Source organism: Desulfovibrio cuneatus DSM 11391, assembly GCF_000430005.1.
Taxonomy (GTDB): domain Bacteria; phylum Desulfobacterota; class Desulfovibrionia; order Desulfovibrionales; family Desulfovibrionaceae; genus Frigididesulfovibrio; species Frigididesulfovibrio cuneatus.
Map to the genome: position 1 here is coordinate 55922 of NZ_AUCY01000016.1, position 13471 is coordinate 69392.

Genomic DNA, 13471 nt, shown 5'->3' on the forward strand with positions numbered 1-13471 from the left:
GGTCATAGCTCGGCACTTCTGGCACCATACAGGGCATGCAATACAATTACTCCCCGCGCATCCATTACTTTTTGCGCTTCATCATCGGCGGTCTTGTGCTTGGGCTTTTGTGTGCCGTTATCTTCACCAGCCTGTTCTTTACCCACGACCATATTCAGGCGGCTGTTCTTCTTGTGCAAAGCAACGTTGTAGGATTTGTCGGGCACTATTACCGCGTAGGCATTGCTCTGTATGTGCTGTTCGTCGGCTCCATCATTTTTCTGGAAAACAAAAACCCGGACAGTACCATGGCCTGGCTTGTGGTGCTTGCCCTGCTCCCAGTTTTAGGCTTACTGTGCTATTGGGTTATTGGCCCTGACCTGCGTTATTATAGCCGTAAAAAACAGCTTGCAGCACCCGGCGGAAAAAAGGCAAAACATGCCCAAGCCGAAGAATACAAGCGCTCTTTGGGCAATAAAACGGCTGCCCTTATTTACGGCAGCTCCCTTGCCCCAGTGCATGCAAACTGCCGGGTAACCCTGCTTGTAGACGGGAAAGAAACGTACGACGCCATGCTGGAAAAAATACAGCAGGCCAAAGAATATGTGCTGTTTCAAACCTTTATTATTGCCAACGACGCCATTGGCGAAACCTTTAAAAAGGCCTTGGCCCAGAAAGCGCGGGAAGGCCTGACCGTGTGCTTGCTATACGATGCTGTGGGCAGTTGGAAAATTAGCCGCAAGTCGGTGGAAGAACTGCGCAAGGTTGGGGTGTTTGTGCAGGCCTTTCTGCCTGTGGCCTTCCCCATGCTGCGCGGAGCCAACTACCGAAACCACCGTAAAACACTGCTGGTGGACAATGAATTTGGCTTTATGGGCGGCGTCAATATTCGTGAATATTACCTGCAAAACAATGGGGGGCAACTGCCCTGGCGGGATACGCACTGTATGCTGCAAGGCACCGCGGTGCACAACCTTGTGGAAACCTTTGTGGAAGACCTTACCCTGTGCGGTGCCCCCCCTGCCCTGCTCAAGAAAATTACCCAAAGCACGCAGCGCCAGCAAAACAACACCCCCGGTACAAGCCAGGTGCAAATAGCCCACAGTGGCCCCAATAGCCATTGGGATTGTATTAAAAAAGCCTATTTTTCCCTGTTTACCAGTGCCACAAAAAATTTATGGATAACATCCCCCTACCTTATTCCCGGTACAGCCTTGCAAGAAGCGTTGTGTACTGCCGCCTTACGCGGGGTGGACGTGCGCATTCTTATTCCCGGCGAACCCGACCACCCCATGGTGTTCTGGGCCAGCCTGCATTCCTGCGAAGAACTGTTGCGGGCCGGGGTGCGCATTTACCAATATCCCCCCAACCGCTTTATTCACGCCAAAACAATTGTATGTGATTCTGCCGTGTACTCTGTTGGCACAGCGAACCTTGACACACGCAGCCTGAGCATTAACTTCGAATCACAAACATTCATGTACGATGCAGACCTTGCCAAACAAGGGGAACAGCTTTTTCTTGCAGATATTGCCAACGCCAAACAACTGCACTTTGCCCAGTGGACAAAACGCCCGTTATGGCACAAAGTTCTGGAAAACATTGGCAAGCTCATTTCGCCCATGGCGTAACCAATGGGCCAGACTCCACTGTTACTATAAAGAAGGTTCTATGCGTCAGTTCTTTCTCATTCTATGCAGCACGCTTCTGTTGCTTGCAGCATGTTCCCCGGCTCCCCAAAACGCTACCAGTTCAATGCAAAACCGGGAAAATGCACCGGCCCAGCAGCAAGCAGGGCTTGCCAACCCGGCTTCCGTGTATTGCCAGCAGCTAGGGGGCACCTCCATTCCGGTGGAAACACCCGAAGGCATTTATAGCAAATGCCGCCTGCCCAGCGGTGAAATTATTGAAGAGTGGGTTCTGTACCGCCGCAACCACCCTGCCACCAATGGCACAACGCAGTAAGTTTCCGCACTCGCCGCCGCAGCCTTTGGCACTCATCAAAAATTGCGGCGCAGCACCGCACAGGCCCTACGCCGCCACATCTTTGCTCCACCTCTACTACCGCGTACACTCCACCCTGCGGGGGCTCGTCTTTCTTGTTCTTGCTCTCGTCAGTACCACTGCCAACATCCCCTTGCGCCTTGCGCTCTAATTCTTCCAGGGCAGCGGCCTCGGCTATACCTTCCCTATAGCGCACTCTCCGGGGCAACGGGGGTCTCCGCAGGGACAAAAACGTCATTTTCAAAATACCCGGTGCTGCAATTGCCCTGGTCGTAGCCAACAACAATCCCTTTGAGAAAAGACAGGCTGTAATGGCACGTGTAATAATAATCATCAAGAGCTTCACTGCGCAGCACAGTGCGCGAATAGGTTTTTATGACCTTGCCATTATGCAGCGTTTCACTGCTTGTGAGTTTTTTCATGTCTACATACACTTGTTCTTCCGTCTTCCCAACGTAAGTAGACAGCCAGTCTGCAAAAGAGGCTTTGCGCCTCATCCCGCTTGCGGCTTTGCCCTGCGGCTTGATTTGGTTGACAACACGGGCAAAAGCTGCGGGAATCACATGGTTAGGTACAGGAGCAGAGGCAGCCACTTCGCCATAGGCTTTGTTGCCCACGCCTGCGGGGCAGTTGGTGGACCAGCCTTCAATAACATTGGGGGCGCTGTTGGCAAAGGCAAAGGCCACTTTACAATCTGTGGTTTCCTTAGGGGCCTTCCAGCGCAGAACAGTGTAGCCTGGGTATGTTGTTACCGTGTCAACTGGCGCACCAAACGTTTTTTTAAGCCAGGCCAAATCTTTGGTACGCAATATTGTGTCCAGTTCATCGGCAATGGTTTTGTAACGCATACCATTTGCCGGTGCTGCCATGGCTGCACCAGCCAGCATCAGCGTAGAAAGAACAGCAAGTGCCACTAAGGCTTGAAGTGTAAAACGCATGTTTATTCCTTTATGGGGGGGTGTAGCCGTTATTGCCCTGGCTACTACTTGAGGGTAACAGCAATGAACCTGTGCACACTCATGGCATGGCAAGGCTGCCACAGTAAGCTTGCGCCGCCATGGTGTAAATCTATAGCAATTCAACCCGCATGGCAAATGTCTCATGCAGGTAATGGGCTTGCAGCACATACTATCGCCGCAGATAGGCTTGAAACTGCCTTGTTGTCCCAAATTTTATTGACACACTTTTCTACAAATCTATTGCAAAAAAAATTAAATGTGCTTATAAAAACTATACAGATGTATATGCACATTTTACTATCCAAGTGAGATTATCATGGAAGCCCAAACAAACTCGGCATCTTTCGTTCTTGTTACTGCCCCCAAGGCGGGCGAAAATGTTGTTTTGGAACGCCCCCAAACACATACCTATAAATTGGCTATGGACTTTACCTCTGCCAGCTTTGTGCGCAGCGAAAATAACCTTGTTATTGAAACTGACCAGGGCGGCAAAGTTACTCTTACCGATTACTTTGTGGTGGGTGAGGGAAGCCAGTTGCCAGATTTTGTGCTTGCAGACGGACAAACCGTAGCTGGCAGTGATTTTTTGCGGGCACAGTCGCCTGACATGGACATTGCAACAGCCGCAGGCCCTTCGGCTGCTTCCCAAAGCAGCGGCCTTGGCGACTATGATGCTGATGCTGGCAACCTGCTTTCCGGTGTAGACCGCCTGGGCAGCCTTACCGGGCAAACGGATGCCACCGCCAGCGCACGCCTTGCAACCGCCACAGGCGAAGGGTTGTTACAGCCAACTGCCACAACAGAAGATGCACCAACCCCTACACCAGGCCCTACACCCGGCCCTACACCCGGCCCTACACCCGGCCCGACACCCGGCCCTACACCAGTGCCCCCCCCACCTGCCATTGAAGGCCGCGCCGTGCTGTTTAAAACAGATGCCGACGCAGGAGAAAGCGTAAACTTCCGCCTGGTTGGAGAAAACGGGAATACAGTGGACCCCAATGCCGCGGTGACCATTACCGACAAAAACGGCTATTTCATTCTGCCCCCGACCATGAACGCAGACGGCAGCCTTACCCTGAGCCTTTCTCCGGCTGGTATTGCGGCCCTTGCAGCTTCCGGCGGTGCCAACATTTATGACTACCTGACCATTACTGTAGACGGCCACACTTACACCATGCAGGTTGTGGTAAACCAGGACGGCCAATACGATTCTGCCACCGAAGACGCCCTGCTGCCCGAAGGGTACACCATGGCAGACTCCAGCCGGGAATGGCAAACTGAATCCGGCGGTAAAGGTTCCGGCACCCGCGCAGACAGCGCAGGCGCTAACGAAATTTGGTATTCCGCAAAAGCAGGCGACGCCCTGGTGTTTCAGGGCACACTGAACACGGGCGACGGTGCAGACTCCATTCACATTCAAGGCAACGACAAAGCCCTGCAAGACGCATCTATTACTGCTGGTGCAGGCGCTGATGTTGTGGATATTACAGGCAGTGTCAATACCAGCACCGTGGACCTTGGCGCTGGCGACAACTCCCTGACCATAAACGGTGCAGTGCTTGCCAGCTCTGCCATAAAAGCTGGTGCAGGCGCTGATGTTGTGGATATTACAGGCAGTGTCAATACCAGCACCGTGGACCTTGGCGCTGGCGACAACTCCCTGACCATAAACGGTGCAGTGCTTGCCAGCTCTGCCATAAAAGCCGATGCAGGCAACGACACGGTTTCCATTACAGGCGACCTGGACAAACTTTCCAGGGTTACTCTTGGCGAAGGAAACAACGCCCTGACAGTTGGCGGCATTTCCAGCGGCACCATCACCGCTGGCAGCGGCAACGATGCCCTGAACATTACCACCCTCAATTCTGGCACTGTCAATTCTGGCGCAGGTGACGACTCCATTACTCTTGGCAGCACAACAGGCGGCAGCCTCAACACAGGGGAAGGGGCTGACAGTGTTACCATAGCAGGAACTGCCGCAGGCACCATTAACCTTGGCAATGGAGATAACGCCCTGACCATTGGAGGCAACTCCGTTGCAGCAATCATCGCTGGCACAGATAATGATTCTGTTACCATTCAGGGTTACTCCGGCAACATCATGAACCTTGGCGACGGAGACAACCAAATTACCGTTACTGGTTCTGTCTCTGACGACATCACAACTGGAACAGGGAAAGACACTCTTACTCTTGCCGTGTTAAGCACTGGAGTGGTGAACACCGGGGCTGGAGACGATGCAATATCTATTACAGATATATTTCCCGGTGCCACACTCAAAGCAGGAGAAGGAAATGACAGCGTAACCGTAGCTGGCATTTCTTATGGTGGCACCATTGACCTTGGCAATGGTGACAACACCCTGCTTATGAAAAAAGATTCCAAAACAAATATCACCGCCCTGGAAGGTGACGACACTGTAACGATTCTTGGTAGTGTTACAAAAGCCACTTCTACTATTGACCTTGGCAACGGGAACAACACACTAACCATTGGTGGCAGTTCTACTGGTGCCGTCACCACTGGCAGCGGTAGTGACAACATTAAGGTCTATAACAACACTGGCACCATTAATGCCGGGGCTGGTAATGATACCGTTGTGGTAAGCGCCTACAACCAAGGCACCGTTAACCTTGGTGAAGGCAACAACGAACTCTATGTATACACCGCTTCCACTGGCACAATTACCGCAGGCAGTGGCAACGACAAAGTATATATTGCCACCGGCAACACCTCAGGCACCATCAACCTGGGTGACGGCGAAAACACGTTGAGCATGTCTGGCAATAGCAGTGCCAACATCACTACGGGAATGGGCAATGATTCGGTGGATATCAGCGGCTCTTCCAGCAATGTCATTACCCTGGGTGAAGGCAACAATACGTTGAACATTGGTAGAGGGGCCAGCATTACAGGTGTTTCCACCGGGTCCATAACCAGCGGCAGCGGCAACGATTCCGTTACCATTTTTGGCGAAGGCATCACCACAGGCAGCATGAACCTAGGGGACGGCGCAAACCAGCTTACCATAAAAGGCACAGTTAAAGCCAACGTCACCACAGGCAGCGGCAATGACAGCCTGAACATTGCCTCCCTCGCTTCCGGTACGGTTGATGCTGGTGCAGGTAATGATTCCATTGCCCTTGGCAGCATGACAGGTGGCACCCTGAACGCGGGCGAAGGTGATGACAGCGTGGCCGTGGCAGGCACTGCCACAGGCACCATTAACCTTGGCAACGGCACCAACATTCTGAACATTGCAGGCAATTCTTCCGCAAAAATCACCGCTGGCACTGGCAACGATTCTGTCACCATTGGTGGTTCTGGCACGGTAACCAACACCATTGACCTTGGCGCAGGTGACGACACCCTGCATATTGCAGGCGGCATTAATGCCACCCTCACCACAGGGGAAGGCAGCGACAGCGTGACCATTGGCGGCAGCGCCCAAGGCACCATTGACCTGGGCAACGGCGACAACACCCTGGACATTGGTGGCAACTCTTGGGCAAAAATTACCTCTGGCACAGGGAACGATTCTGTTACCATTGGTGGTACTGGCAATGTGAGCGGCGATATTGACCTTGGCGATGGGGCCGACACCCTGACACTGAACGGTGGGCTGTATACCTACAACACCATTCTTACAGGCGCTGGCGACGACAGCGTTACCATTAAAGGAGCCACAACAGCAGGCACCCTTAACCTTGGTGACGGGCAAAACACACTCCTTATTGAAAATGAGGCGGGTGGCTCTATTATTGCTGCCGGGGGTGACGACACCGTTACCGTTCTTGGAAATTCCAAGAGCAGCATGAACCTTGGCAATGGCGCAAACCTGGTGACAGTGGAAGCTGATTTCACGGGCGGATACATTAGCACAGGGAAAGACAACGACACCATTACTGTAGGCAACATGGGCGGCGGCACCATGAATGCTGGCGACGGGGCCAACGACATTCATGTGCGCGGCAGCGTGGTTCTGCAAGGTGACGGTGACCGCGACTATATTACCGCCATGGGCACCACTGCGGATGCCGACAACACCATCGTGATTGATGGATCGTTCCAAGGAAGGACGGGCGGTGGAGGCAAGGCTATTCGTGCTGGTATAAAAACAGGAGAAGGGGATGACACCCTCATAATTCATGGCAAGGCAGACTTGGCGAATATCAACCTGGGCAATGGTAATAACAAAGTGGAGCTGCAAAGTGGTATTAGCAGTGCCTCTCAGGTAGTTACCGGAAGCGGCGATGACACAGTCACTGTAACTGGCAGTGTAATGGATACCAAATTCAACCTCGGCGAAGGTGAAAACAATATACACATTACTGGTGGTGCTGGAAAAACAAGTGTTACCGTGGGAAGTGGCAACAACATCATTACTGTGGATGGCAGCTGGGGAGATAATGGCACCCTGGTAACAAACGGCGGCAATAACCTGATTACCGTTGGTGGCAACTTCACCGCCAATGCCAACCTTGGCAGCGGCAACGACACCATTACCATTGCGGGAAGCTTTAACTCCGGCAGCGGCAGCATAAACGCCGGGGCCGGAAATGACAGTATTGAAGTAAAAGGCACCATCAACCAATACGGCAATGTGGACGCAGGCGCTGGTAACGACACCCTGGTTATTGGCAACGTACAGGGGAAACTGGCTGGTGGCCTGGGCGACGACAGCATGACAGCAAGCACCCTTTCCGGCACCTATGGTTCCATGGGGGGCGACGCTATTGCCCTTGGTGTGGACATGGTGGGCGGAAACGACACCATGCATGTTAACACCATGAGCGGCGGCACCCTTGGCGGCGATGCCAGCACCAACATGACAGACAACAGCATTGGTGGTGATGACATTATTACCGTAACCACCATGAGCGGCGGAACCCTTGCCGGAGATGCCCCCAACATTACCAGCAACAGCGTGGTGGCAGGCGATGACGCCATACACATTGGCACCATGAGCGGCGGCACCGTTTATGGCGACGGCAAACTGGCGGCTGGCGTTGAGGTGGGTGGTAACGACACCATTACCGTAGACATGTTCTCCGGCGCAGGGGCAAAAACCATTGACGGTGGCCTGGGTGATGACCTGTTTACTTACAACAGCAGCACAGGGCATACCCTGAGCTTGAGTGAAACAGGCACGGTAAGCATTGACAACCAAGCCAGCTACATGAAGGCCAGCATCCTCAACTTTGAAGGACTTGGCGGCGGCAACGCCAATGACACGCTCATTGGCAACTCCGGCAACAACATTCTTGTTGGTGGCGCAGGAGACGACGTGCTTACAGGAGGCGCGGGTGCAGACACCTTTGTATGGCGCATGGGCGACCAGGGCACAACAGATGCCCCTGCCCGTGATGTGATTACCGACTTTGGCAAAGACGACAAACTGGACCTGAGCAACCTTTTGGGCGACGACGCCACCAGTGGCAACCTGGATAACTACCTGAACGTGACCAGCGACGGAACGAACACCATTGTCCAAATCAGCACTTCCGGGCAAAGCAATGAAGGGCACTTCGACCAGGTTATTGTTCTGGAAAACAGCAGCCTGAGCCAGGCAGAACTGGCGCAGCAGATTCTGCTGCACAGCCAAAACAACTAAGAGCATTACTAAAACACCAAGGGGTACTTTACACAAAGTACCCCTTGGTTGCAGGCTTCTGCCATGTGTATCGCCCTCCTCTCAAGGCACTATACAGAGTTTCAAGGCTATGGTATTGGCAAGAAAAATTAACACAGGTTCTAGCGATAAGCTGCACCGTATTAAAAAGGGATTAAGCATGAAAATTCAAGCGGCATTTCTGTTTATTGCGCCAGAGGCAAACCCCAAAACACACCGTACCGTGGTAGACACCCCAGTAATAACCCTGACAACGGTGGGGGTAAAAAACTATGCAGAAGCCCAGAAGGTGGCTGTGCAACTGGTGGAGCAAGGGGTTACGGCCCTAGAACTGTGCGCCGGGTTTGGCAATGAAGGGGTGGGCCTTGTGAGCAAGGCTGTTGCCGGAAAGGCTGCCGTTGGGGTTGTACGGTTTGACGCCCACCCAGGGCTTGGGTTTAAAAGCGGCGACACCCTGTTTTAGGGAAACGCTGAGTTATTCCATTTTTTCTTAAAGCAACACAACAATACTCCTTTATTTGTGTATGAACCGCATGGCAGATGCAAACTGCAACACACCCTATAGTTATACTACCCTTAGAGCATTTTAACTTTGAAAACAATGCTGTCCGGCTAAAAAGCCGGACAGCATTGTTTTCAAAGTTAAAATGCTCTAATACTGGCTATTGCGTGTTGCCCGTACTCATATATGTAAAGTTTCAATCATTCAATACTTCACAACGATATTAAAACGTGTTAGCGTTGCATCAGTATAATGTTAGGTAAGAAAGCATAAACGCTTTATGCATACCGCATTTACTTGCTCCTGTGCCATGGGTGGCCGGCTTTCCCCCCCCCAGCTTTCCCCTGCATTACTCTCAAGCCATTCCTCTTCACCAGCTTGCCTCCTTCTGTAGTGCATGTTCGGTTGGGGATCTCTCCTCTCCCCTTCCCAAATTACTCTACAGTGGTGCCACCTGGGCCTCTATTACAGAAGGGTAATCCTCCTCGCCTTGGCGCATTCTCCTTTCCCTTGCACCGTAATTGCCAAGTTGCACTGGCTTTTCTTGCGCTGCACGGGCACTCTCCCTGGTTTCATATACTGCCCCCAACACAGCGACATGTCCCATACGAAAAAGCTTTACTCTTGATAAGATACAGGCTAGACGATAAGGTAACTGAACATTTTCATCGTGTTACGCCACGGTGACCATGCATAAGGAAGAACCATGACCCAAACCCCCACCCCACCCCCCACTGAGGTGGCCCCTTCACCTGAAGTCACTCCTCAACGTGCGGCAAGCCTGGAAGGTCTTGCCCCTGCGGATGTGGATTTCGCCCCGCCCCTTGTGCATGCCACCCGCATTGCCCTGCATCTTTTGGGCAAGGGTGTTTCCATTGGCTGGCTTATGGCGGGTATGGGCACCTCCGGGGAGAACAGAACAACACCTTCTGTGGCAGAATGTTTGCGCGCCGCAGGCCGTGCCGGGTTAAAAAGCCATGTGGCGGAACGTGAAAACATACAAAGCATTTCACCCCTTACCCTGCCCTGCATTTTACTGCTCAAAAATGACAGAAGCTGTGTGGTTACCCGCATTCAGGGGGAAATGGTGGAAGCCATTTTCCCTGAAGACTGCATTCGCGGCGAATCCGACTACCCCACCCCCCGCAAGCTGCTGGCCCAGCAACTGAATGACGATTATACGGGGTACTGTATATTCGTCAGCCTGGAAGAACAGCCAGACACCCGCATAAGCCCCCTTACCCCAAACAAAGAACGCCGCTGGTTTTGGGACGTCTTTACTCACTACCTGCCCATATATAAACATGTGGCCCTGGCAAGCGTGCTTATTAACCTGCTGGGCATTGCTTCTTCCCTGTTTGCCATGAACGTGTATGACAGGGTTGTGCCCAACAGTGCCTTTGACACCCTGTGGGTGCTGGCTGCCGGGGTATGCCTTGCCTACTTTTTTGACTGGCTGCTGCGCAATTTGCGCGGGTATTTTGTGGACGTTGCCGGGCACAATGCCGACGTGGTGCTTTCCAGCAAGCTGGTGAGCAAAATTCTTACCATGCGCATGAGCGTAAGGCCTGAATCCACCGGGGCGCTCATTAGCAATATCAAGGAATTTGAGTCACTCAGGGAGTTTTTCAGCTCCAGCTCGCTGCTTGTTTTGGTAGACTTGCCTTTCCTCTTACTCTTCTTGTGGCTCATTTCCTTTATTGCTGGCCCCATGGTGCTTGTTCCCCTTGTGGCCATACCCCTTATGATTATTTCCGGGTTTGTCATTCAGCGTATTGCCAAGCGTGAAGCAGAACGCAGCTACGCCCAGACCATGCAAAAAGGGGCATTGCTCAATGAAATTGTGAATGGCCTTGAAACCGTCAAAAGCTGCTCCGCCGAAGCCCACATGCTGCGTAAATGGGAACTGGTGGTGGACGACTCTGCCGAGGCTTCCAGCCGTTCAAAGCGCTACGCCACCCTCTCCACCACCGTTTCCAGCGGTATTTCCCAAATGGTCACCGTGGCCATGATTGTGTGGGGGGTATACCGCATCAGCACTGGCGAACTCACCATGGGCGGCCTCATAGCTTCCAACATTCTGGTGGGCAGGGCCATGGCCCCGCTTATGCAAATTGCCTCCATGCTCAACCGGCTGCAACATTCCCGCCTTACCTTGCAAGTGCTAGACAAGCTCATGGAGCTGCCCAGCGAAAATGATGAAGGCCAGGCCCACGTGGATTTTGGTCACATCCAACCCGCTTATACCCTGGAAGGAGTCACGTTTTTCTATCCCGGCAGTACGGTTGCCGGGCTGAAGGAAGTGAACCTGCACATTACCCCTGGTGAACGTGTTGCCATTATTGGGCGCATGGGGGCAGGCAAGTCAACTTTGGGCAAGCTTCTTATGGGGTTTTACCCCCCTGCTGAAGGGGCAGTGCGTTTTGGCGGGGTTGATTTGCGCCAAATTGATCCTTCAGACCTGCGCAGCAGGCTGGGCGTTCTGCCGCAAGACGTGGTGTTATTCCACGATACCATACGCAATAATATTGCCCTTGGCATGCCTTCTGTAAGCGACAGGCTTATTATGCGGGCAGCCTACCTTTCCGGAGCGCTGGAATTTATCCAGTCCAACCCCGCAGGGTTTGGCGGCAGGGTGGGGGAACGGGGCATGAACCTTTCCGGGGGGCAGCGCCAGTCCATTGCCCTGGCAAGGGCATTGTTGCTTGACCCCGATGTGCTTGTGCTGGATGAACCCACCAGCAACATGGACAATGCCACAGAGGCCATTATCAAGCAGCGCCTTGGCAAGGTTCTCGCAGGAAAAACCCTGATCCTTATTACCCACAGGCTGAGCCTTTTGGACCTGGTGGACAGGCTGATTGTTGTGGAAGGTGGAAAAATTATGGCGGATGGCCCCAAGCAGGATGTGTTGCAACTATTGTCCCACACACCGCCCCCGGTTCGTGAGCCACATGAAGGAGCCAGCCATGCCTAACCCCCTTTCCCCCCAAGAAATGGAAGAGCTCATCAAAAATGCCCACATGCCCCCTACCGGAAAAAAAACAACTGGAGGGTTCTTTTCCCGCAACAAGCAGGAAGAACAACTGCCCTACATGAACCGGGTAGACGCCGCCATGCTGCGCAAGCCCCGCTTTGGCCCGTTGCTGCTTTCCATTGCCACATGTGCGGCGCTTTTTGTCTTTATTCTATGGGCCTCTTTGGCACAAATAGACGAAGTGGCACGCGGCCAAGGGCAGGTTATTGCCTCACAACGCACCCAAGTTATCAGCAACCTGGAAGGCGGCATTGTTCAGGAAATATTGGTACGTGAAGGACAAACAGTACAAAAAGACCAGGTGCTTATGCGCCTGAGCAACGAAATGGCTGAAAGCGTCTTCCGCGATGCTGGCAATAAAATACTGGAAAACAAGGCCGCCATTGTCCGGCTGGAAGCAGAACTGCAAGGAACCCCCCCCGTATTCCCTACAGACCTTGTGGCAAAGGCCCCCCACATTGTGGAAGGGCAAAAAACACTGTTCGTAAGCCGCCAAAACCAGCGCCAGGCGGAACTGAACATGCTGGAATTTCAGCACCAGCAACGCCAGCATGAGGTGGCAGACCTTATGGCGAAAAAGCATGAACTGGAGTCTGCCCTGGTGGTGCAACAACGTCAGGTGGGTATTGCCAAGGGGCTTTTGGACCAAAAAAACTTTGCAGAAATGACCTACCTGGACCTGCAACAAAAACTCATTACCCTGCAAGGCAGCATTGATTCCGTAGCAGTGGCCATTCCCAAAGCCCAAGCTGCCGCCCATGAGGCAGAACAAAAAACAGCGGTGCGCCGGGCTGAACTTGATAGCTTTGCCGCAGAAGAACTGGCCAAGCGGAACTCCGAACTGGCCTCGTTGCAGCAAACCCTGGCCGCAGGTTCAGACAGGGTTGTACGCAAGGAAGTGCGCGCCCCAGTGCGGGGCATTGTCAAGCAAATCATGAACAATACCGTGGGCGGGGTTATCAAACCCGGGGAAACCATTATGGAAGTGGTTCCCCTGGACGACTCCCTCATTATTGAAGCGCGCATCAAACCTTCCGACATCGCCTTCATCAGGCCACAGCAACAGGCTACAGTAAAAATTACGGCCTATGATTCTTCCATATACGGATCCCTTGCCGGGCAGGTGGAACGCATCAGTGCCGATACCATTGAGGATAAACGTGGCGAAACGTATTACCTTGTGCAAGTGCGCACCACGGAAAACTCCATTGTTTACCAGGGCAAATCGCTACCCATTATTCCTGGCATGATTGCCTCTGTAGATATTCTGACAGGGCAGAAAACCGTTATGGATTATATACTGAAACCGATTCTCAAGGCCAGCCAGAACGCCTTGCATGAACGCTAAGAAGGGG

Annotated in this window: 7 protein-coding genes; 6 read left to right on the forward strand and 1 reads right to left on the reverse strand. The window is 52.9% G+C overall.

Going from position 1 to position 13471, the window contains the following annotated elements; genetic code table 11:
- Nucleotides 1–35: 35 nt before the first annotated feature.
- Nucleotides 36–1610, forward strand: coding sequence for a cardiolipin synthase (cls, locus tag G497_RS0104590; RefSeq protein ID WP_027187265.1), 1575 nt, complete (start codon nucleotides 36–38; stop codon nucleotides 1608–1610).
- 40 nt (nucleotides 1611–1650) lie between these two features.
- The gene (locus tag G497_RS20685) at nucleotides 1651–1944 is read left to right on the forward strand and encodes a putative hemolysin (RefSeq protein WP_027187266.1); all 294 of its coding nucleotides are present in this window, start codon (nucleotides 1651–1653) and stop codon (nucleotides 1942–1944) included.
- 224 nt (nucleotides 1945–2168) lie between these two features.
- Here G497_RS20685 and G497_RS0104600 read toward each other — a convergent pair whose 3' ends face one another.
- Nucleotides 2169–2921, reverse strand: coding sequence for a hypothetical protein (locus G497_RS0104600; protein WP_027187267.1), 753 nt, complete (start codon nucleotides 2919–2921; stop codon nucleotides 2169–2171).
- Between the two features lie 337 nt (nucleotides 2922–3258).
- Between G497_RS0104600 and G497_RS0104605 the strand changes: the two genes are divergently transcribed.
- The 4 genes from G497_RS0104605 to G497_RS0104620 all read left to right on the forward strand — a co-directional run bounded on the left by G497_RS0104605 (nucleotide 3259) and on the right by G497_RS0104620 (nucleotide 13464).
- Nucleotides 3259–8559, forward strand: coding sequence for a beta strand repeat-containing protein (locus tag G497_RS0104605; protein WP_027187268.1), 5301 nt, complete (start codon nucleotides 3259–3261; stop codon nucleotides 8557–8559).
- Between the two features lie 178 nt (nucleotides 8560–8737).
- A complete protein-coding gene (locus G497_RS0104610) occupies nucleotides 8738–9040 on the forward strand; it encodes a DUF6506 family protein (protein WP_027187269.1) in 303 nt (100 codons plus the stop codon).
- A 745-nt stretch (nucleotides 9041–9785) separates the two neighbouring features.
- Nucleotides 9786–12056: a type I secretion system permease/ATPase gene (locus tag G497_RS16760; RefSeq protein WP_051257842.1), complete on the forward strand. Its 2271-nt coding sequence runs from the start codon at nucleotides 9786–9788 to the stop codon at nucleotides 12054–12056.
- Nucleotides 12049–13464: an HlyD family type I secretion periplasmic adaptor subunit gene (locus G497_RS0104620; protein ID WP_245576344.1), complete on the forward strand. Its 1416-nt coding sequence runs from the start codon at nucleotides 12049–12051 to the stop codon at nucleotides 13462–13464. The genes G497_RS16760 and G497_RS0104620 overlap by 8 nt, the downstream gene beginning before the upstream one ends.
- The last annotated feature ends 7 nt before the right edge of the window (nucleotides 13465–13471 follow it).